The 21,129-nt window shown below is 63.5% G+C and carries 19 protein-coding genes; 11 read left to right on the top strand and 8 right to left on the bottom strand.

Going from position 1 to position 21,129, the window contains the following annotated elements:
- Positions 1–154 precede the first annotated feature (154 nt).
- On the top strand, positions 155–922 hold the full coding sequence (locus tag CLV45_RS18545; RefSeq protein ID WP_100337967.1) for an SDR family oxidoreductase: 768 nt from the start codon (positions 155–157) through the stop codon (positions 920–922).
- Between the two features lie 200 nt (positions 923–1,122).
- On the opposite strand, the gene CLV45_RS18540 is transcribed toward CLV45_RS18545, so the two are convergent.
- The 3 genes from CLV45_RS18540 to CLV45_RS18530 form a co-directional block, all read right to left on the bottom strand.
- Complete coding sequence (locus tag CLV45_RS18540; RefSeq protein ID WP_100337966.1) at positions 1,123–1,989, bottom strand: ATP-grasp domain-containing protein; 867 nt, start codon at positions 1,987–1,989, stop codon at positions 1,123–1,125.
- Positions 1,990–1,998: 9 nt separating this feature from the next.
- Entirely contained in the window at positions 1,999–3,315 is a 1,317-nt protein-coding gene (locus CLV45_RS18535; RefSeq protein WP_100337965.1) for an amidohydrolase, read from the bottom strand.
- Positions 3,316–3,378: 63 nt separating this feature from the next.
- Positions 3,379–4,695, bottom strand: a complete 1,317-nt coding sequence (locus CLV45_RS18530; RefSeq protein ID WP_100337964.1) for an amidohydrolase — start codon at positions 4,693–4,695, stop codon at positions 3,379–3,381.
- A 123-nt stretch (positions 4,696–4,818) separates the two neighbouring features.
- Here CLV45_RS18530 and CLV45_RS18525 point away from each other — a divergent pair, with 123 nt between their 5' ends.
- Complete coding sequence (locus CLV45_RS18525) at positions 4,819–5,475, top strand: phosphatase PAP2-related protein (RefSeq protein WP_100337963.1); 657 nt, start codon at positions 4,819–4,821, stop codon at positions 5,473–5,475.
- A 242-nt stretch (positions 5,476–5,717) separates the two neighbouring features.
- Here the strand turns inward: CLV45_RS18525 and CLV45_RS18520 are convergent, their stop codons facing one another.
- Both CLV45_RS18520 and CLV45_RS18515 read right to left on the bottom strand, forming a co-directional pair.
- Positions 5,718–6,503 carry an SDR family NAD(P)-dependent oxidoreductase gene (locus tag CLV45_RS18520; protein WP_100337962.1) on the bottom strand — a complete coding sequence of 262 codons (786 nt, stop codon included), beginning with the start codon at positions 6,501–6,503 and terminating at the stop codon, positions 5,718–5,720.
- A gap of 96 nt (positions 6,504–6,599) precedes the next feature.
- Positions 6,600–7,415 (bottom strand): phytanoyl-CoA dioxygenase family protein, encoded by an 816-nt coding sequence (locus CLV45_RS18515; RefSeq protein WP_100337961.1) that lies wholly within the window; start codon positions 7,413–7,415, stop codon positions 6,600–6,602.
- 211 nt (positions 7,416–7,626) lie between these two features.
- Here CLV45_RS18515 and CLV45_RS18510 point away from each other — a divergent pair, with 211 nt between their 5' ends.
- From CLV45_RS18510 to CLV45_RS18485, 6 genes are all read left to right on the top strand, one after another.
- Positions 7,627–8,427, top strand: a complete 801-nt coding sequence (locus tag CLV45_RS18510; protein WP_100337960.1) for a WG repeat-containing protein — start codon at positions 7,627–7,629, stop codon at positions 8,425–8,427.
- A gap of 458 nt (positions 8,428–8,885) precedes the next feature.
- A complete protein-coding gene (locus CLV45_RS18505; RefSeq protein ID WP_157807640.1) occupies positions 8,886–9,656 on the top strand; it encodes an energy transducer TonB in 771 nt (256 codons plus the stop codon).
- A 1-nt stretch (position 9,657) separates the two neighbouring features.
- Positions 9,658–10,443 carry an energy transducer TonB gene (locus tag CLV45_RS18500; protein WP_100337958.1) on the top strand — a complete coding sequence of 262 codons (786 nt, stop codon included), beginning with the start codon at positions 9,658–9,660 and terminating at the stop codon, positions 10,441–10,443.
- A 92-nt stretch (positions 10,444–10,535) separates the two neighbouring features.
- On the top strand, positions 10,536–12,092 hold the full coding sequence (locus CLV45_RS18495; protein WP_211289970.1) for a hydroxymethylglutaryl-CoA reductase: 1,557 nt from the start codon (positions 10,536–10,538) through the stop codon (positions 12,090–12,092).
- A gap of 17 nt (positions 12,093–12,109) precedes the next feature.
- On the top strand, positions 12,110–12,823 hold the full coding sequence (locus tag CLV45_RS18490) for a hypothetical protein (protein WP_100337957.1): 714 nt from the start codon (positions 12,110–12,112) through the stop codon (positions 12,821–12,823).
- 10 nt (positions 12,824–12,833) lie between these two features.
- Positions 12,834–14,402 (top strand): T9SS type A sorting domain-containing protein, encoded by a 1,569-nt coding sequence (locus CLV45_RS18485; RefSeq protein WP_100337956.1) that lies wholly within the window; start codon positions 12,834–12,836, stop codon positions 14,400–14,402.
- 108 nt (positions 14,403–14,510) lie between these two features.
- On the opposite strand, the gene CLV45_RS18480 is transcribed toward CLV45_RS18485, so the two are convergent.
- Positions 14,511–15,038 carry a hypothetical protein gene (locus tag CLV45_RS18480; RefSeq protein ID WP_100337955.1) on the bottom strand — a complete coding sequence of 176 codons (528 nt, stop codon included), beginning with the start codon at positions 15,036–15,038 and terminating at the stop codon, positions 14,511–14,513.
- 120 nt (positions 15,039–15,158) lie between these two features.
- On the bottom strand, positions 15,159–16,367 hold the full coding sequence (locus CLV45_RS18475) for a homogentisate 1,2-dioxygenase (RefSeq protein ID WP_100337954.1): 1,209 nt from the start codon (positions 16,365–16,367) through the stop codon (positions 15,159–15,161).
- 256 nt (positions 16,368–16,623) lie between these two features.
- On the opposite strand from CLV45_RS18475, the gene CLV45_RS18470 reads away from it, so the two are divergent.
- Complete coding sequence (locus CLV45_RS18470) at positions 16,624–17,655, top strand: transglutaminase-like domain-containing protein (RefSeq protein WP_245882914.1); 1,032 nt, start codon at positions 16,624–16,626, stop codon at positions 17,653–17,655.
- A 194-nt stretch (positions 17,656–17,849) separates the two neighbouring features.
- Here the strand turns inward: CLV45_RS18470 and CLV45_RS18465 are convergent, their stop codons facing one another.
- Positions 17,850–19,538: a S41 family peptidase gene (locus tag CLV45_RS18465; protein ID WP_100337953.1), complete on the bottom strand. Its 1,689-nt coding sequence runs from the start codon at positions 19,536–19,538 to the stop codon at positions 17,850–17,852.
- Between the two features lie 410 nt (positions 19,539–19,948).
- Here CLV45_RS18465 and ruvX point away from each other — a divergent pair, with 410 nt between their 5' ends.
- Positions 19,949–20,359, top strand: a complete 411-nt coding sequence (ruvX, locus tag CLV45_RS18460) for a Holliday junction resolvase RuvX (RefSeq protein WP_100337952.1) — start codon at positions 19,949–19,951, stop codon at positions 20,357–20,359.
- Positions 20,356–20,970 carry a peptide deformylase gene (def, locus tag CLV45_RS18455; protein WP_100337951.1) on the top strand — a complete coding sequence of 205 codons (615 nt, stop codon included), beginning with the start codon at positions 20,356–20,358 and terminating at the stop codon, positions 20,968–20,970. The genes ruvX and def overlap by 4 nt, the downstream gene beginning before the upstream one ends.
- Positions 20,971–21,129 lie beyond the last annotated feature (159 nt).

Genomic DNA, 21,129 nt, shown 5'->3' with positions numbered 1-21,129 from the left:
ACCTTTTCGCAGATAACTGAATTTCGCCCGCACCTGGTTTTTGCAAGAATTTGCCTTTCCTCTCACTGCCAGACACTTCGAAAAAAGTATTGGCACTGCCCAAAATTTTATACGTTTCCAAAATTTTTCACTCACGGACCTAACATATAGAAATATGAATAAACGCTGGAACCTCGAGGGTAAAGTAGCTTTGGTAACCGGCGCCTCCAAAGGCATTGGGGCGGCCGTGGCCGAGGAGTTGCTGCGCTTTGGCGCCACCGTCATTGCCGTGGCCCGCGGCGCCGCCGACCTCGACGCCCAGGTGGCGCAGTGGCAGGCCCAGGGCCTCGACGCCCACGCCCTGAGCGCCGACCTGAGCCGTCCCGACGAGCGCGAAAACCTGCTGCGCGAAGTGAGCCGGCGCTGGCCCAAGCTCCACATCCTGGTCAACAACGTGGGCACCAACATCCGCAAGTCGACGGCCGTGTACAGCCCCGAGGACTACCGCCACGTGATGGAAACCAACCTCGAATCCACGTTTGGCATGTGCCAGGCGGCCTACCCGCTGTTGCAGCTCGAGGGCGGGGGCTGCATCGTCAACATCTCCTCGGTGGCCGGTTTGGTGCATTTGCGCACGGGCTCGGTGTACGGCATGACCAAGGCGGCCATCATTCAGCTGACCCGCAACCTGGCCGTGGAATGGGCCCCCGACAATATCCGCGTCAACTGCATTGCGCCCTGGTACATCCGCACGCCGTTGGCCGCGGGCGTGCTTAGCAACGAGCAGTATCTGCAGAGCGTACTGGACCGCACTCCACTGCAGCGCATCGGGGAGCCCGAGGAAGTGAGCAGCGCCGTGGCGTTTCTGTGCCTGCCCGCCGCCAGCTACATCACCGGCCAGACCCTGAGCGTCGACGGCGGCTTCAGCGTGAACGGGTTCTAGGATTCGCATTGCCTGTCCTTGCAAGGCGCAGCGCGAAGCCATCCATCCTCTGCGCAGCACGACTCATTCTTTTACCAGAAAGCCCTTTCCCGTATCAAACAGGAAAGGGCTTTTCACTTTAGAAGGCGTCGCACATTTCAGCGGACGGATGGCTTCGTGCCTCGCAATGACACACGAGGCAACGACATCAAATTCCGAACCTACTGCTGCAAGGCTTGCTCGTAGCGGGCCAGGGCGCCTTCGCTGGAAGCCAGGTAGAGGAAAGGCTCGATGAGCTCGAGCTCCATGAGCAGGAACTGGCCGTCGGCATCCACGCCGTCGACGCGGGCGTAGAGGCAGCCCTGGGCAAACTGGTCGATGATCCGGTCGGCGGCCTGGCGCAGGTGGGCCGGGGCTTCGCGGGGCTCGATGCCGCCGCCGAGGTAGTGCTGCACCCGGAAGTCGCCCGACTTGGGGGTTTTGAGCACGCAGTGGCTGAACTGGCCGCCCAGGTAAATCAGGGACCATTCGCCCTCGGTCTGAATCTGGGGCTGGAAGGGCTGGACCAGGAAGTCTTCGTGCTGCACCAATTCGGTGAGCTGGGGCAGGCGCTCGGCGGTTTCGAGGCGGGTGAGGGTGAACGTGTTTTTGGCGCCCCCGCTCACGGCTGGCTTCACCACCAGCTGGTCGCTGCCGAGTTTATCAAACAGCTCATCAATCACCACGGCACTGCCTTTGGGCAGCCAGTGGGTGGGCACAATCGGGATGCCGGCCTGCTCCAGGTCGCACAGGTATTTCTTATCGGCATTCCAGCGGATGATGCTCGACGGGTTGAGCAGCTCGATGCCGGTGGCGTCCATCCGGTCGAGCCAGGCGTAGAAGTCGTCGACCCGGTCGAAGTAGTCCCAGGGGGATTTTACCACCACTTTGTCGTAGCCAGCCCAGTCGACGGCCGGGTTGGTCCACACCCGCGGGGCTACCTGGTGGCCTTGTTCGCGCAGGTAGCGGGTGAGCAGGCTGTCTTCATCTTCCACGGTGGGCGCGGCGTACTGCGTCAGACTTTCGCAGGTTACGAGGGCAATGTTCATCGGGGTACCTTACTTTTTCAGAGTTAAATAATCAGCGGCCAGGGTGGCCAGGGTTTTAACGCCCAGCGTCAGCCCACTTTCGTCGATGCGGAAGCCGGCCGTGTGGTGGGGGGCGGTGGTGGCCGGGTTGGTGCCGGGCGTCATGCCGCCCACGAAAACGAACAGGCCGGGTGCTTTTTCCTGGTAGAAGGCAAAGTCCTCGGCCCCGGTTACGGCCTTTTGCAGCACCACTTTACGTTCGGCGCCGGCGGCGGTGCGCAAGGAAGGCAGCATCCGCTCGGTCAGCTTCACGTCGTTGAAGGTCACGGGCGTGTAGTTCACGATGTCGACTTCGGCCGTGGCCTGGGCACTTTCGGCAATGTTGGTGGCCGTACGGCGGATGTCCTCCCAGATTTTGCGCTGCATGTCCTTGTTGAGCGTGCGAATCGTGCCCGTCAGCTCCACCTGCTCGGGGATGATGTTGTTGCGGACCCCGCCGTGCACCATGCCCACGGTAATAACGGCCGCGTCTTCGGTGAGCTGGGTTTGCCGGCTCACAATGGTTTGCAGACCCATCACAATCTGGGACGCCACTACCACCGGGTCCACGCTCAGCCAGGGGTAGGCGCCGTGGGCCGATTTGCCTTTTACTTTAATGGTAAAGACGTCGGAAGCCGCCATTTCGCCGCCCGGCCGGTACTTCAGCGTCCCGACTTCGGTCTGGGCGTTGATATGAACCCCGAACACGGCGTCGACCTTGGGATTTTCCATGATGCCTTCTTTCACCATGAGCTTGGCTCCGCCTTCCACGCCGGGCAAAGAACCCTCTTCGGCGGGCTGGAAAATAAACTTGATGGTGCCGGGCAAGTCTTTTTTCACCTGACTCAAGACCTCGGCCGCGCCCATGAGCATGGCTACGTGGGTGTCGTGGCCGCAGGCGTGCATTACGCCCACTTCCTGCCCGTTGTACTGGGTGCGGACCTTGCTGGCGAAGGGCAATTCATTCTTTTCGGTGACGGGCAGGCCATCCATATCGGCGCGCAGGGCGACTACCGGACCGGGCTTGCCGCCGCGCAGAATGCCTACCACGCCGGTGCGGCCCACGCCGGTTTGCACTTCCAGGCCCAGGCTCTTGAGGTGGGCAGCCACGATGCCGGCCGTGCGCGTCTCCTCGTTGCCCAGCTCCGGGTTTTGGTGGAAGTCGCGCCGCCAGGCTATGACTTTGGCCTCCTCAGCGGCGGAGAGCTTGGCAATGCGGGCATCCAGGGCCGCGTTTTGGGCCTGGGTATGGTGGGGCAGCAAGGCGCCCGTGAGCAGGACGGCCAGGGCGTACTGAGTTGGCTTCATCGGTGGAAAGGTCAGGTAGAATCGGGGGATAGAAACGAAAGGGCGCGGAAGGTTGCCGGCCGGCTATTTTTTCATGCTCAGGTAGTCGGCGGCCAGGGTAGCCAGGGTCTTGACGCCCAGCGTGAAGCCGCTTTCGTCGAGGGTGAAGCCGGCCGTGTGGTGGTCGGCGGTGGTGGCCACGTCGCCGCCCTTGCGCATGCCGCCCAGGAAGACGAACACGCCGGGCACCTTTTCCTGGTACAAAGAGAAGTCCTCGGCCCAGGTGTTGACTTTCACTTCCTGCACGTGGGCCGCCCCGCCCGCCACGCGTTGCAGGGTGGGCAGCATTTTGGCCGTCAGGGGCAGGTCGTTGAAGGTCACGGGCACGTAGGGCACAATGTCAACCTCCACGGTGGCCCCGGCGCTTTCGGCAATGCCGGTGGCGGTGCGCCGGATGGCGGCCCACACCTGCTCCTGGGCCTTTTTGTTGAAGGTCCGGATGGTGCCGCTCAGCTCCACGTCGGCCGGAATAACGTTGTAGCGCACCCCGCCCTTGACCGTGCCCACCGTCACGACGGCCGCATCATCGGTCAGGTTCACCTGCCGGCTCACGATGGTTTGCAGGCCCACGATAATCTGGGCGGCCGTTACCACGGGGTCCACGCTGCTCCAGGGCCGGGCCCCGTGGGCGCCTTTGCCAATGACCTTGATGGTAAACCGGTCGGAAGCCGCCATTTCACCCCCGGGCCGGAATGAGAGGTTGCCGACTTCGGTCTGGGCGTTGATGTGCAGCCCGAATACGGCATCCACCTTGGGTTTTTCCAGCACGCCTTCCTGTATCATGAGTTTGGCCCCGCCTACCACGCCGGGCAACGAGCCTTCCTCAGCGGGCTGGAAAATGAACTTGATGGTGCCGGGCAAGTCTTTTTTCACCTGGCTCAGCACCTCGGCCGCGCCCATCAGCATGGCCATGTGGGCGTCGTGGCCGCAGGCGTGCATCACGCCCACGGGCTGGCCCAGGTAGGTGGCTTTAACGGTGGAGGCAAACGGGACGCCGGAGGTTTCCGTGACGGGCAGCCCGTCCATATCGGCGCGCAGGGCGACTACCGGACCGGGCTTGCCCCCGCGCAGAATGCCCACCACGCCGGTGCGGCCCACGCCGGTTTGCACTTCCAGGCCCAGGCTCTTGAGGTGGGCAGCCACAATGCCGGCCGTGCGCGTCTCCTCGTTGCCCAGCTCCGGGTTCTGGTGGAAGTCGCGCCGCCAGGCTATGACTTTGGCTTCCTCAGCGGCGGAGAGCTTGGCAATACGGGCATCCAGGGCCGCGTTTTGGGCATGGGCGGTGGAGGCAGCAGTGGCCAGCAAACCAGTGGCAAGAATAGCAGAATAGAAGTATTTCATCGGAAGCCGGCAAGGCGGGGGTTGAACTGGCAAGGTACAATGCGGGGCTGATTTGCGGCTAGGCTGATTTTTCACCGGGGGCCGGGCGGCAGCTGCTACTTTTGCCTTTCAACCCCGCGCCGTATGCCCCTACCGTTCGCCCTGCCCCCCGCGCCGGCCGCCGCCGAGCCCACCTGGCCCCAGCTGTGGCGGCAGCCGGCCTTCCGGGTACGGCTGCTGAGCATTCTGGCGCTGCTGCTGGCCCTGGGGGCCGCTATTCCGCGGTTCTTCGCCTTTATCCAGGCCCGGCCCGGGGTGGTGCTGCCCGACCCGGTGCTGGCCTGGCTGCCGGCCCACGACGTATCCTGGCTCACCTTCGGGGCTATTTACCTGAGCATTGCCGTGGCCGTGGTGCACCTGGTGCCGCGGCCCCGGCTGCTGCTGCGGGCCCTGTGGGGCTACGGCCTGCTGCACGGCTTCCGGCTACTCACGCTCTGGCTGCTGCCCCTGGAGCCGCCCACGGGCCTGGTGCTGCTCCACGACCCGCTGGTGGACAACCTGTTCTACGCCTCGGCCACGCCTATTACCAAGGACCTGTTCTTCTCGGCCCACACCGCCACGGTGCTCCTGCTGTACCTCACCGTGCAGCACCCGGCCCTGCGCCGCGGCCTGCTGCTGGCCGGCGCCCTGATTGGCCTGCTGGTGATGGTGCAGCATGCGCACTACACGTATGATGTGCTGGCCGCCCCCGCGTTTGCCGGCCTGAGTGCCTGGCTGGCCCGCCGCGTGGCCCGCTACTAGGTTTTACGTCGTTGTTCACTCTGTCATCCCTCCCGCTTCGACTGTCCTCCTGAGTGCAGCGGAATGAAGGACCTTCCTCCCCTGAGTGACAAGGCTTATTAAACGTACAACAGCCCCTTACCAGCGGCGCGGTAAAGGGCGGTTGCACATTGGCATTTGCCTTTGTGTGGTAGGTGAGGACGATCCTTCGCTCTGCTCAGGATGACAGGGTAAACAACGTCGGCGCCGGCCCTGCGCCGCTTCTACTTCAGGTGCTTCTCGTAGATGTTGGCCGCAATTTTCTCGGTCAGGGACTTGGGCACCAGGCTGGTGAGCTTGGCCGACACCTTGTTGAGGGCGCCGGGAATTACCTCGGCCTCGCCGGCCAGCAGGGCCGTGACGCCGAACTTGGCTACTTGCGCGGGCGTCATGGAGAGCTTGGCCGATACTTCCTGCAGGCCCGCACTCATGCCGGCCCGGTCGGCGAAGTCGGTGGTGGTGGCGCCGGGGCTCAGGCAGGTCACCGAGACGGGCGACTCGCGCAGCTCGTAGCGCAGGCCCCGGGAGAAGGTGAGCAGAAAGGCCTTGCTGGCCGCGTAGAGCGTGAGCGTGGGTACCGCCTGGTAGGCCGCCGTGCTGGCAATGTTCAGAATGTAGGCCTTGGGCTGCTGCCTGAGCAAAGGCAGCAGCTGGTGGGTCAGCTCCACGGGCAGGAGCATGTTGAGCTGCAGCATGTTTTGCTGGGCAGCCAGGGGCAAGTCCTCAAACCGCCCCCAAAGGCCGTAGCCTGCATTATTAACCAGCACCGCCAGCTCCGGGGTCTGGGCCCGGGCCCACTCGGCCAGCCGGGTAGCCGCCCCGGCCTCGGCCAAATCCAGGGCCAGGACGCGGGCCTCCACCTGGTACTGCTGGCCGAGCTCCGTGGCCACCTGGGCCAGTTGATCCTGGCTGCGGGCCGTGAGCAGCAGGCTGTAGCCGCGCTGGGCCAGCTCGTGGGCCAGGGCCCGGCCAATGCCGCGCGAAGCGCCGGTAATAAGTGCGTAAGGCATCTGTGAATGAGTGAAGTGGTGAATGAGTGAAGTAGTGGAATAGAGCAGACGGGAGCTACTGAACGCAACTCACTCATTCGCTCACTCACTCATTCACTATTTCACCAGATGAAGAAACCGCAGGTAAAACGGGGTGGGGCTGTCGGGCTGCTTGGGGGAATACTTGCCGCTGATGACGGGCACGTACATCACCCGGCGGCGGGAGGCCTCGCCCACCAGCGGCGACTGGGCCACGCGGTGCCACATGCGGCCGTCGTGCACGGTCAGGTCGCCGGGCTGGGTTTCGACAGCCAGCTCGTTGGGGTCGTACGACACGTCCTTGTAGTACTTCTTGCGAAACAGCAGCTGGTGCAAACCCTGGCGGTGAGTACCGGGAATGATGCGCAGCCCGCCGTTGGTGGCCGCCGTGCCGTCCAGGTGCAGGCCCACGTTGAGCATGGGCCCGATGCGCTTGCCGTAGAACACGTCCCGCAGCGAGTCGGTGTGCCAGCCCATCTGGCTGAACTCCGAGCCGGGCACGTTCACGTAGTGGTTGATGACCAGGCCGTCCTTCTCGTTTTCGCCCACGCGCCCGTTGGGGGCTTCCAGCAATGGGAACAGGGCCTCGAAGCGCGGGTCCTGGAGCAGCTCGTGCAGCACGGGGCTGTGCTGGGAGGCAAAGGCGAAGCGCTGCACGATGCGGGAGCCGTCCACGTCACGGCCGTACTTGATGGGCACGCCGTTTACTTTTTCCACGCCTTCGGCCAGCCAGCGGGCCTGCACCTGCTCGGTAGCGGCCAGCACCTGCTGCACCTGCTCGGGCGGGAGAAAGGCCCGGAAGTGCAGAAAGCCGTGCTGCCGGAAAAACGCCCGCTGCTCAGCCGTGAGCCCCGGGCCCAGCGTGAAGCGCGGGTAGGTTGGAAGTAGGGACATAGCGGTAGTGCAAAAGAATATGGGTTGAGTAGCGCCCTAAAGGTACGAACCCCGGCTGCTGCTCCCATGGTAGAGCCTCAAAACAAGCCCGGAGCGGCGATGTTGGCCGCCCAGTCGGCCCGGCCTGGGCCGGCCAAGTAGGCCCGGCGGCGGTGAAGCCCCGGTGAAGTCCGCCTTTCTGATTCAGGCTCAGCCTCGTATCTTAGCGGTAATGTCTGGCTTCTCCCGCGTTTATTTCTTCCCCAAATCGGTGGCTCTGCTCCTGCTGGCCCTGCTGCTGACGGCCACCAGCCCGGCCCAGACCTCCTCGGCCCGGCTGATTCCCTTCCGCCAGGGCACCAAGTGGGGCTACGTCGACCAGCACCGCCGCCTGGTGCTGCCCCTGCTCTACGACGAGGCCGGGCCCTTCGTGCGGGAGCTGGCCTGGGTGCGCATCGGCCCCCTGTACGGCTACATCGACGGGGGCGGCAACCCCGTCACGCCGGTGCAGTTTACCAAGGCCAGCACTTTTGTGCGGAACCGGGCCACGGTGGAACTCAACGGCGAGACCTTCCAGATCGACGGCTCGGGTAAGCGCCTGACTACGCCGCCCGAGCCCGAGCCCGAAACCGAATTTCTGACCCAGGGCGACCTGCTGCGGCAAAACGGCAAGGTTGGCTTCCGCTTCACGGTGGGCCAGGCCGTGGTGCCGAGCATCTACGACGAGATTGTGGAGAACTACAACGGCCTGCTCTTCGTGCGCCAGGGCGCCAAATGGGGCGTGCTCAACAACAAGGGCAAGCTGATCCTGCCCCTGGAGTACGACGCCATCCGGGCCGTGGAGGCCAACAACTTCGTGCTGCCCGTGGTGGAGCAGCAGGGCAAGCTGGGCTACCTGGCCGAGGACGGCACCCTGCTGGTGGCTCCCAAGTACGCCGCCGCCGAGCCCTTCGTGGCCGACGTGGCCCGCGTCACCACCCCCGACGGCCGCACGGGCTACATCGACACCCGCGGCCGGGAGTATTTCGACTAGGCGCTTTCTGCCAACCCCACTCGGCACCGCTCCAGATAGACCTGCCACCAGTAGCCAAGGCCTCCGGAGGACCTTGGATACACCCGGCACCGGTGCCGGGTGTATCCAGGGTCCTCCGGAGGGTATCGGCACCGGTGCCGGATGCCTAATGAGTACTCTGGAGGCACTCGGCACCGGTGCCGGATGACTAATGAGTACTCTGGAGTTATCCGGCACCGGTGCCGGACGACTAATAAGTGCTCCGGAGTCATCCGCCACCGGTGCCGGATGTATGCCGAGCACCCGGGAACCGTCCGGCACCGGTGCCGGGGAGTTTCGGAGGAACTCGAAGACTGCCTTTGGCCGGGAAGCCGCAAAAAATCAGGCAGAAATGTATCTTTCAGATGCGGCCGGAGGCCGGAGCCGCGTTAGAGCTGCGCGGGCCTTTTCCCGTCCCCCTTCCCACCCACCCCGAGACTATGCTTGCTCTGCCTCTGCTCAACGTGCGCCTGAATGCCTGCTCCGAAGACTGGCAGCAGATGACGCCTACCGCCCAGGGCCGCCACTGCCGCAGCTGCGACCGGGAAGTGGTGGACCTGACCGCCGCCACCCACGCCGACCTGCTGGTGGCCCGCGCCGCTTCCCCCGATGGGCGGGTCTGCGGGCGGCTGCGCCGGGAGCAGCTGGCCCCCGCGCCCCGGCTCGGCGCCCGGCTGCGGCGGTTCGTGGTGGCGCTGGTGCTGGTCTGCGGGCTGGGTTTGACCAGTGGCGAGGCCTGGGCCCAGGTGCGCAAAGCCACTACCGCCCACAAGCCGGCGGCCCGCAAGCCCGTGACCCGCAAACCGCCCCCGGATGTAGAAGCCGTCACGGAGCTTAGCGGAGACCTGATAATCGACGTTCCAGAGCCAGAGCCGGTGGCTGCTACAGGTCCGAAAGTATACACCTATGTAGAGCAGATGCCCCAGTTCAAGGACGGCGGGTGGGCAGGCCTCCTCGATTTTATAAAGCGTAACCAGCAATGGCCCGCTGCCGCCAGTGTTGAGGCAGAGGGGAAGGTATTCGTCAAATTTATCATTGATAAGACCGGCCCAATCCGGGATGCCGAGGTGCTCAAAAGTCCTGACCCAACTCTGAATGCCGAGGCGTTGCGTTTAGTGCAACTGTTAGATGGCAAATTTGTGCCTGGTCGCCAAAATGGGCAGGCCGTGGACGTGTACTATACGATTCCGGTTACCTTCCAGATAAAGTAAGATGCTCAGCCTGCCCATCCTCAACGTCCGCCTGAGCACCTGCCATGAAGACTGGCAGCAGATGACGCCCACCGCCCAGGGCCGCCACTGCCAGAGCTGCCAGCGCACGGTGGTCGACTTCACCCACGCCACCCAGGCCGACCTGGATGCCGCCCGCGCCGCCTCGCCCGACGGCCGCCTGTGCGGCCGGTTTCGCCGGGAGCAGCTGGCCCCGGTGCAGCCTCTGGTACAGCTGCGCCCCAAGCTGCGGCGGTTTCTGGTGGCGCTGGTGCTGGTGTGCGGCCTAGGGCTGACCAGCGGCGAGGCCTGGGCCCAGGTGCGCAAAGCCGAGCTGAACACCCGGTTTGAGCCCACCACCCAGCTGCAGCTCAAGACGCCCGAGGAGCTGAGCCCTCTGGCTCCGACAACGGCCGAGGCCCCCGAGCGGATGCTCTTGGGCGAATATGTGGAGGTGATGCCCACATTCAAGGGCGGCATGAAGGGTCTGCAAGCTTACATGCGGCAAAACCTGCATTACCCCGACAGCACCACGGCTTCGGGCAAGGTGTTCGTGAGCTTCCTGGTCACCAAAACCGGGGCTATTGCTGATGCCAAGGTCTTGAAAGGTATTGGCCCGCTGCTTGATGCCGAAGCCCTGCGCGTGGTGCGGCAGATGCCGGCCTGGGAGCCGGCCCGTCAGAATGAGAAGGCCGTGGATATGCGCTACACCCTGCCCATTACCTTCAGCCGGGAGCCCGCCGACGCGGCCCATACGCCCAAGGGCCGGCGCCGGGCCGCGGGCCGGTAGCCGCTATTTAGCAGGGCAGGCCGCCGGTTCGGGGAAAAATTCGCACTTTACTCCCGCCATATTCCCCACCGAACCCCATCCGCCAGCGCCCTATGATCTTTACGCCCAGCCCCATGCTCCTGAAGCTGCTCTACACCCGCGGCAGCCTGCACAACACGCCCGAGGGCGTGGCCTTCAGCATCAAGAACCGCCTCGACACGGTGCGCATCACCCGCATCGACTCGGTGCTGATTGATGGGCAGCGCCTAGGCGTGGAGCAGATTGCCCTGGATTTCGGCAACGGCGACGTGCGGCCGGCCACCGTCTTCAACGCCGACAGTGCGGGCTACGAGCTGCCCGTGGGCCAGGCCGCTACCTTTCACCTGGTCACCGAGCAGCTCAAGGAAGGCATTCACACCGTGGCCGTGCAGTTCTCGGCCGACCCGTTTGGCGACCTGAACGTGGAGGTGGAAGATGCCATTGTGAACCTGCCCACGGGCCGCACCCGCATTCCGCGCCAGGACCAGGACGACTACTCCGAGGCCGCCATTCAGGCCCGGCAGCGCTTCGCCGAGGAGTTTTCGGGCCAGGAGTTCAAGCACCTGAAGCACTATTCCTTCGATGCCCATGACCTGCAGGGCAACTGCGAGCATTTCACCGGCGTGGCCCAGATTCCGGTGGGCCTGGCCGGGCCGCTGACCGTCAACGGGGAGCACGCCCAGGGCGAGTTCCTGATTCCGATGGCCACCACCGAAGGCACGTTGGTAGCCAGCTACAACCGCGGCATTCAGGTGCTCAACCTCTGCGGGGGCGTCAAGTGCACCGTCATCGGCGACGCCATGCAGCGGGCCCCGGTGTTCGTGTTCGACGACGCCCGCGGGGCCCGGGACTTCGGCAAGTGGGTGGAGCAGGAAATCGAGCGGATCCGGCCCGAGGCCGAAAGCACCTCCCGCGTGGCCAAGCTCCAGTACATCGACACCTATTTGAGCAACAAGTTTGCCTACCTGCGCTTCAACTACAGCACCGGCGACGCGGCGGGCCAGAACATGGTGGGCCGGGCCACGTTTGCCGCCTGCTCCTGGATTCTGGAAAACTACAAGGGTGCCCCCATCCGCCATTTCTACCTCGAATCGAACTTCGCCACCGACAAGAAAGCCAGCCAGATCAACGTGATGCGCACCCGCGGCAAGCGCGTGGTGGCCGAGGCCGTGGTGCAGCGCGACGTGCTCCAGCAGCGCATGCGCGTGACGCCCGAGCAGCTGGCCTACCACGGGCAGGTGAGCAACGTGGGAGCCTTTCTCTCGGGGGCCAACAACAACGGCGCCCACTCGGCCAACGGCATTACGGCCCTCTTCATTGCCACCGGCCAGGACGTGGCCAACGTGTCGGAATCGTCGGCGGGCATCCTCTACTCGGAAGTCACCAAGGACGGCGACCTGTACCTGAGCATCACCATTCCGTCCCTGATTGTGGCTACCCACGGCGGCGGCACCGGCCTGGCCACCCAGAACGAGTGCCTGCGCATGCTGGGCTGCGTGGGCCGGGGCACGGTGAATAAGTTTGCCGAAATCGTGGCCGGCGTGGTGCTGGCCGGGGAGCTGAGCCTGGGCTCGGCCATTTCCTCCTCCGACTGGGTCAGCTCGCACGAGCAGTACGGCCGCAACCGGTAGGGCAGCCATTTATCACTATGAAAAAACTTCTGTTGCTGGGCTTATGCCTGCACACCTTCTCGGCCTGGGCCCAGTGGGGACGCACCTACGAGGAGGTGGCTACTACCGTTTACCTGCGAGCAAACGACCCGGGCCGCTTGAAGGCCCTGGCGGAAGAAGCGGCCCGCTCTCCGGAGGCCTACCTGGTGCCGATCTGGCAGCCGGCCGAGCTGCTCACGGTGGGTAACACCAAGCGGCAGGTGCGGGAAGCCCGCTACAACGTGGCCCACGGCCTGCTCGAAGTACAAGACTCGGCCGGGGGCTTTCGGGTGTTTCCGCCCGGCAGCCTCCGGGGCTTTACTTTAGGGCAGGGCCAGCAGAGCCGCCGGTTTTTCACCCGCTTGTGTCGCGGCACCGGCTCCGACCGGGAGTTTGTGGAAGTGCTGACGGCCGAAGCCGCCGGACCGATAACCATTGCCTTCCACCACGTATTCGTGGATCAGCCGGCGGATATCCACCCCGTTCTGCAGGTCGAAATCAGAAAGGCCCGCCGCGTGGTAATCCAGGAGGTGCTGGCCGGCGCGGGACCAGCGGCGCCCTTGCAGCCGTTGTCTTTAGCCAAACGGAATGTGCTGAAGCTGTTTGGTAGCCGGGCCAAAGAAGTAGAGACCTATGCAACGAGCAACAATCTGCAGTACGAGCAGGTGCAGGACGTCGTCCGGCTGGCCGACTATTATAACTCTTTGAAATAACCCTCTGCCGATGCGTGCAGCTGTATTCTTTACCTGGGCCGGGGTCGGCCTTTCTACCTCGGTCCTGCACGCCCAGTCCCAGCATCCCAACGTGCTGATTAGCGTGCAGAACTCGCCCAACGAGACGAGCATTGCTATCAACCCCAAAAATACCCAGCAGCTGATTGCCGGGGCCAACCTCAACAACCAGTACACCTCCCAGGACGGGGGCCGCACCTGGAGCTGGCGCACCCTGACCTCGCCCTACTCGGTGTGGGGCGACCCGTGCGTGGTGGCCGATACCACGGGCGCGTTCTACTATTTCCACCTCTCCAACCCCGGGGCCACTTCCTACTCGTTTCCGTTTATCGACCGGCTGCTGGTGCAGCGCACCGCAGCGGCCAGTCAGCCCCTGAGCTACCGGAGCTACTTTGCCCTGAACCCGCCCAAGCAGCAGGACAAGGAATGGGTGGTGGTAGACCCCAAAACCAACGCCCTGTACGCCACTTGGACCGAATTCGACAACTACGGCAGCCTTAGCACCCGCGACAGTACCCGGATTCTGTTCTCCAAATCCCTGGACCAGGCCCAGACCTGGAGTACGCCCCAGCGCATCAGCTTCTACGGCGGCGACGCGGTGGATGAGGACGCCACCGTGGAAGGCGCCGTGCCGGCCGTGGGCCCCAACGGGGAAGTGTACTCGGCCTGGGCCGGGCCCCGGGGCATCGTCTTCAACCGCAGCCTCGACCGGGGCCTGACCTGGCTGCCCAAGGAGCGCACCATCGTGAGCCAGCCCGGCGGCTGGGATTACGCCATTCCGGGCATTTCCCGCGCCAACGGCCTGCCCGTCACGGCCTGCGACCTGAGCCCCGGCCCCTACCGCGGCAACCTGTACGTGAACTGGAGCGACCAGCGCAACGGCCCCTCCGACACCGACGTGTGGCTGGCCCGCAGCACCGACGGCGGCCAAACCTGGGGCGCCCCGGTGCGCGTGAACAACGACCCGCCGGGCCGGCACCAGTTTTTCACCTGGATGACGGTAGACCAGAAAACCGGCTACCTCTGGTTTGTCTTCTACGACCGGCGCAGCTACCCTGACACCCGCACCGACGTGTACGGGGCCCGCAGCACCGACGGGGGCCTGACTTTCCAGAACTTCCGCCTCAGCCAAAGTCCGTTTCTGCCCAACGAAGGCACCTTCTTCGGCGACTACACCAACATTACGGCCCACGACAACGTGGTGCGCCCCGTCTGGACCCGCCTCGATAATACCCAGCTCAGCGTCTGGACGGCCCTGATTGACGTGACGGTGCTGGCCGCCAAAGGCCGGGGCGCCCTGCCCGAGCTCATGCTCCAAACCTACCCCAACCCGGCCAGCCACACCCTGCACCTGGCCCTGGACCTGCCCGCCGCGGCCCTGACCCACGTGGAGCTGCGCACCACCACCGGCCAGCTGCTGCGCACGGCCTTGCACCAGACGCTACCGGCCGGCCACCAGCAGTTCACCGTGCCCGTGCAGGATCTGCCGGCGGGCATCTATCTGCTCGACGTCAAGATTGGCACCCAAAGCCTGCACCGCCGCGTGACGGTGCTGCACTAAGCTCGCAGCGCAAGCTTTAGCTGCTGACACTCCGACTCAATTTCCTAAAAACGCAACAAGGGCCGCTGAAACCAGCGGCCCTTGTTGCTACTCGTCCAATCCGGGGATTTACAGCGGGTCGGCGGTTACTTTAAACTTGGAATCGGCGCGCACGGTGATTTCGCGGGCAATGGAGCGGTTTACCGTGGCCTCGGTGTAGAGCGTGTAGCTGGGCGCCTTGATGTACTTATCGAGCTTGGTGCCGCTGGAAGTCAGCTCGATGCTGGACACGCCCTTGGGCACAGCGTCGAGGTAGGCCAGGGGCACGATGTCGTTCTGGTCGGTGCCGATGGAGATTTTGATTTTGCTCAGGAAGTCAAAATTCTCGGCCTGGGGGTCGGTGATGGTGAGCGAGAGTTTGCTCAACGACACGTCCTTGACCAGGTCGGCGCTGGTGTTGTTGTTCTTGAAGGTCTCGCTGGCATTCACTGCCACGGGCACGGGCAGCACCACGGGCGTGGGAATAAAGGCCGAGCTGGCCGGGACCTTGATGTTCTGGGAAGTCGAGATTTCGAAGGTCAGCAGCTGCTGGATTTTCTTGCAGCTCATAAAGCCCAGCAGCAGAAACAGCGGGGCCATCAGAAGGACTTTTTTCATGCTAGTCGATTGTTGCAGTGAAGGTTGGAGGGAGAGTAGAAAACGCCTAACGCCCCCGGCCCTGCTTTAGTGCCGGGGGCGGCAGTAGCGGAAGATAGTACTTTTCGGCGGCTGCCGCAGCTAGTCCATCATGTCGGCCGAGCGGGGCGGCTCGTGCTTGAAGTCGGGGTTCCAGCTCATCGGGTACTTCTCATCCAGGTAAGGCAGGGCCGCTTCGGTCAGGTACAAGGGCCGGAACGTGTCGACCATGACGGCCAGCTCGCGGGTTTCTTTTTTGCCGATGCTGGCTTCCACCGTGCCCGGGTGCGGCCCGTGCGGAATGCCGCTGGGATGCACCGTAAACGAGGCCAGATCAATACCCTTGCGCGACATAAAATTGCCGGCCACGTAGTACAGCACCTCGTCGGAGTCCACGTTGCTGTGGTTGTAGGGCGCCGGGATGCTGTCGGGGTGGTAGTCGAACAGGCGGGGCACGAAGGAGCAGATGACGAAGTTGTGCGCCTCAAAGGTCTGGTGCACGGGTGGGGGCTGGTGAATGCGGCCCGTTATCGGCTCAAAATCATGAATACTGAAGGCGTAGGGGTAGAAATATCCGTCCCAGCCCACCACGTCGAAGGGCGAGTGGCCGTAGGTGAGCTGGTGCAAATAGCCTTCCTTCTTGATCTTGACCAGGTAGTCGCCCGACTCGCGCACATCGCCGGTAATGAGCTGGTGGGGCGGGCGGATGTCCCGCTCGCAGTAGGGCGAGTGTTCCAGCAGCTGCCCAAAGTGGTTGCGGTAGCGCCGGCAGGTTTCGACGGGGCTGAACGACTCGATGATGAGCAGCCGCACCGGTCCCTCATCGAAGTGGAGCTGGTGAATGATGGTGCGCGGAATTACGACGTAGTCGCCGGGCTCGAAGCGCACGATGCCCAGCTGGCTCCACAGCTCCCCGCTGCCCTCGTGCACGAAAATCACCTCGTCGGCCAGGGCATTCTTGTAGTAGTAGTCCATGCGCCGCTCCGTGGGGTTGCAGATGCTCATGGTCACGTCGGCGTTGCCGATCAGCGTTTGGCGGGCCTGCAGGTAGTCGCCGCCGGTGGTGGTCTGGCTCAGGGTGCGCAGGTGGCTGGGCTCCAGGGGCCGGTCTTTGAGCAGCTTGGGCGCGTAGGGCACCGGCTCGCCGACCTTCTTAATTTGGGTGGGCGGGTGAATGTGGTAGAGCAGCGACGAGACGCCGTGAAAGCCCAGGGTGCCCACCAGCTGCTCGGAGTAGAGCGAGCCGTCGGGCTGGCGAAACTGGGTGTGGCGCTTGTGCGGAATCTGACCGATACGATGGTAGTAGGCCATACAAAGGGAATTTTTCGGGTGGGAAAACGGGTGGGTTCCGGTTGGTGAAGGTAAGCACTACGGGCCAAAAGCCGGCGGCCGGGCTCTGGGGTTTACGTACGGCCCGAGCCGGCCAGCGGGCCGAAGTGGGAAACAATATCCCTGGAAATGAATTCTCTTCCTGGTCCAGGTGTCTTAGCAGCTACCGTTGGCTGCGTACCTTTGCGGCTGTCAGTAACTGGCATTCTACGGCTATTCCACTTTTAGTACTTTTCTAGTGTCCTTCTCCTCTTCGCTGCCCAAAGCCTTTTCATTGCTGCTGCTGGCCGGCACCCTGCTGTCCTGGAACGGCAAGTCGCCGGTGAGTACGGTGCCGGTGCGGGCCCGCACGTTTGCCTTCGAATACACTGCTACGGTTAAGGATTTGCCGGCTCAGGCCAAGGAAACCGACCTCTGGATTCCGGTACCGCACTCCGATAAGTCCCAGGACATCAAGAATCTGGTCATCACCGCTCCCTACCCCTACGAGCTGCTCGACGCGGCCCACGGCAACAAGGTGCTCCACCTGCGCGTGCTCAGCCCCGAGCCCACCAGCTTTTCGGTCAGCATGAAGTTTGAGGCCACCCGGCGCGAGCACAAAAACCCGGTGCTGGTGCCCGAGGCCGGCGGCAAAAAGGAGAAAGAAGCTGCCGACCCCGACATGCAGCGCTGGCTGCAGGCCGACCAACTCGTGCCCCTCGACGACAAAATCCGGCTCTGGGCCCAGGAAGTGGTGGCCAAGGCCAAGGCTAAAACCGACCTCGAAAAAGCGCAGGCCATCTATAACCACGTGGTCAGCACCGTCAAGTACGACAAAACCGGCCAGGGCTGGGGCCGCGGCGACATCTACTACGCCTGCGACGCCCGCCGCGGCAACTGCACCGACTTCCACGCCGTGTTCATCGGCTACTGCCGGGCCGTGGGCATTCCGGCTCGCTTCAGCATCGGCTTCCCGCTGCCCACCGAGCGGGGTGAGGGCGAGGTGAAAGGCTACCACTGCTGGGCCGAGTTCTATACCAAAGCCACCGGCTGGGTGCCCGTCGACGCTTCCGAGGCGGCCAAGGACCCGTCGCGCCGCAACTACTTCTTCGGGGCCCACGACGAAAACCGCGTCGAGTTTACCCGGGGCCGGGACCTGACCCTGGCCCCGCGTCAGCAGGGTCTGGCCCTCAACTACTTCATCTACCCCTACGCCGAAGTCGACGGCAAGCCCTTCACTTCCATCGACAAGCAGTTCCGCTACCACGATGTGACCCAAACGGGCAAGTAAGCGGCGGCTCTGCCCCGAACCGAAGCGGGTCCTGGGTTTACTGGTTGCGGCCAGCAGCCCAGGACCCGCTTCGGTTTCTGCAGTCGGAAAGCCACCCGCATCTTTCGGATTCTTGCCCGGCAAGCAAACCAAAACCGCCCCGGATTTCCAGCTGGAAGTCCGGGGCGGTTTTGGTTTGCTTGATTAGGGCCAGCCTACTTCAGCAGGCCCAGCAGCGTGGTGCCATTGTCGCCGAGGGCGCGCAGGGCCTGCTGCAACTCCGCGTCCTGGTCGCGCAGTACCTGGTAGTAGGCCGTTTTGCCGTAGGCGCTGCGGGCAATCAGAGCCTTGAGCTGGTCTTTGAGCAGCACCGAGCAGCGCTTCAGGCCGGCGGCATCGGCGGGCACCCCGTCGTGGGCAGCCTGGGCGGCCAGGGCCTGCAGCTGGGCATCCGAAATGCGGAACGTGCTGTTGAATTGCTCAAAGCGCAGGCCTTCGAGCTCGGCTTTGTGGTCCTGGTAGAAGTTCAGGGCAAACTCCCGCACCAGGTTGTGGCTCTGCAGGCGGGTGTAGTATGGTGAGTAGGCCGACGTGTCGCGGGGCACAAACAGGTCGGGCATAATGCCGCCGCCGCCATACACGGTGCGGCCCTTATCGGTGCGGTAGCGCAGCGAGTCGGCGAAGTGGATGCTGTCGGCGTGGAAATACTCGCCGTGCTTCTGGCGCTGGGCCAGCTCCTTCTCGTACTCCTCGTAACCACCGCGGTACGACTTCTGAATCGAGCGGCCCGAGGGCGTGTAGTAGCGGGCAATGGTCAGGCGCAGCTCCGAGCCGTCGTTGAGGGCAATGGGCTGCTGCACGAGGCCCTTGCCGAAGGTGCGGCGGCCGACTACCAGGGCCCGGTCGTGGTCCTGCAGGGCGCCGGCTACCACTTCCGCGGCCGAGGCGCTGCCTTCGTCCACGAGTACCACCAGGGGGCCTTCCTCAAACTCGCCCAAGGTGCGGGAGTAGGTCTGGGTGTCGTACACGTCGCCTTTGCCGTCGGTGTACACGATTTTCTTGGTGCCGCCGATAAACTCGTCGGCCAGCTTGGTGGCCCGGTCGAGGTAGCCGCCGGGGTTGCCGCGCAAGTCGAGCACGAGGCGGGTCAGGCCCTGGCGGCGCAGGTCGCCGAGGGCCTGCTTGAACTCGTCGTAGGTGCCGCTGGCAAAGCGGCTGACCTTGATATAGCCGGTTTCGTTGTCGACCATGTAGGCCACGTCCACCGAGCTGTTTGGAATCCGGTTGCGGGTCACAAGTACACTCAGGGGCTTGGCCTGGTGGCGGCGCTGCACCAGCAGCTGCACCTTGCTGCTGCGGGGGCCGCGCAGCTTGCCAAACATCTGCTCGGTGGTGATGTGCACGCCCGATACGGCCTCGTCGTTCACGGCCAGGATTCGGTCGCCGGGCTGCAAGCCGGCCTGCTCGGCGGGTCCGCCGCTCAAGGGCGAAACGACGGTTACGGTGTCACGGAAAATGTTGAACTCCACGCCCACGCCGTCGAAGTCGCTTTGCAAAAAGGCCGAAGCCTGCTGCTGCTGCCGGGCCGGAATAAAGACCGAGTGCGGGTCGAGGCGCTCCAGCATGCGGCTGATGGCGTAGTCGGACAGGGCCTCAGCATCCACGGAGTCCACGTAGTCGCGGTCCACGTAGCTCAGGATTTCTTTGAACTTTAGGTAGCCCCGGGCCGTGCCGTCGGGGTTTTGGTCGGAAGGCCGAAACGGATTTGCTCCCAGCAAAATACCACAGGCCAGCACCACGGCCAGCAACAGCGGCTGCCGCACCTGGGCCCGCGAGTTGCGGGGGGCAGCGGCCGGCGAGCTTACCGGAATGGGCGCCTGAGCATCGTTTGGCTCAACGTTCATAAGCGACTGAGAGAGTAGAAGTTCGGACGATAAATGAAGATGTTGAGTAGCGGTAAGCTTCCAAAACTATTAAAACTTTTCCAAGAAACCACGGGCTAACATAGAACCATGAGCATTTTCCAATATCAGTGCAATTTGTTCTTAATTAAGAACTATATTCACCAACACAGACTCGTAATTCTCCAAATGGGCTTCGCGCTTAAACAGCTGAAGCACAAAGATAAATCTAGCATTTTTCGAAGGCCCACGGATTTAGACGAACTTGGCTTCTGACGGGTTGGGCAGGTGGCCGCGCGAGCCTAACGCAGTTGCCGCGGGGCGGCGGCTAATGCCACCAATCTTGCGGGCTATCGTATCTTTGCCCAGTGGCCGGGGCGTATGCTCCGGTTGCCGTCATTTTCACGCTTTCCATGGGACGCATCCTTGCCATTGACTACGGGCACAAGCGAGTCGGACTGGCCGTCACGGATCCGCTCCAGCTCATTGCCACGCCGCTCGAAACCATTCACAGCCAGGACCTTTTGACCTACGTCAAAACCCTGCACGCCCGCGAGCCGCTTTCGGCCCTGGTCATTGGCATGCCCAAGACGCTGCTGAACGAAGCTACCGACTCGACCAGCGCCGTGGTGGGCGTGGTGCGGCGCCTGCGCAAGGACTTTCCCGAAGTGCCGGTCCACGAAATTGACGAGCGCTACACCTCGCGCATGGCCCACGCGGCCATGCTGGCCGGCGGGCTGTCCAAGAAGGACCGCCGCGACAAGGCCACCGTCGACAAGGTGAGTGCTACCCTGATTTTGCAATCTTTCCTCGAATCCCGATGATTTACCCCATTGTTGCCTTCGGTGACCCCGTCCTGAAGACCCGCGCCAAAGACATTCCCGCCGATTTGCCCGCCGCCGAGCTCAAACAGCTCATCGACGATATGTTTGCCACCATGTACCACGCCAGCGGGGTGGGCCTGGCCGCCCCCCAGATTGGCAAGAGCGTCCGCCTGTTCGTAATCGACTCGGCCCCGATGGTGGGCGACGAGGACGAAGACGAGGAGGACCAAGAAGCCGCGGCGGAAGCTGACCCGACCGAAGCGCCGGTGAAGCGCGCTTTCATCAACCCCGTAATGGTGAGCGAAACCGGCGAGGAATGGGGCTTTGAAGAAGGATGCCTGAGCATTCCCGGCGTACGCGAAACCGTGTACCGCCACGAAACCATCGTGATTCGCTACGAAGACGAGCAGCGCGTGCAGCACGAGGAAACCTTCTCGGGCATGACGGCCCGCGTGATTCAGCACGAGTACGACCACCTGGAGGGCGTGCTGTTCACAGACCATATTTCCAGCTTCAAAAAGCAGCTCATCAAGGGCAAGCTCACCCGCATCAGCAAGGGCGACGTGAATGCCGACTACCGCATGCGCTTCGCCGGCCAGGGGCGGCGCTAAGCTACTTATTGTGAAGGAGTAGAACTCGTCGGTCGGGCCGCAGAAAAGCGCGCCGGACCGACGAGTTTTTTTGTTACTTAGGGGGCGTACTATTCCTCTGTCATCCTTCGCTGTGCTCAGGATGACAGAGGAAATGATAACAGCATAAACAATGAATTA

Origin of the sequence: Hymenobacter chitinivorans DSM 11115, assembly GCF_002797555.1 — a bacterium.
GTDB lineage: Bacteria > Bacteroidota > Bacteroidia > Cytophagales > Hymenobacteraceae > Hymenobacter > Hymenobacter chitinivorans.
Note: the sequence above shows the minus strand (reverse complement) of the source record. Positions and strands in the feature narration are given on the sequence as shown.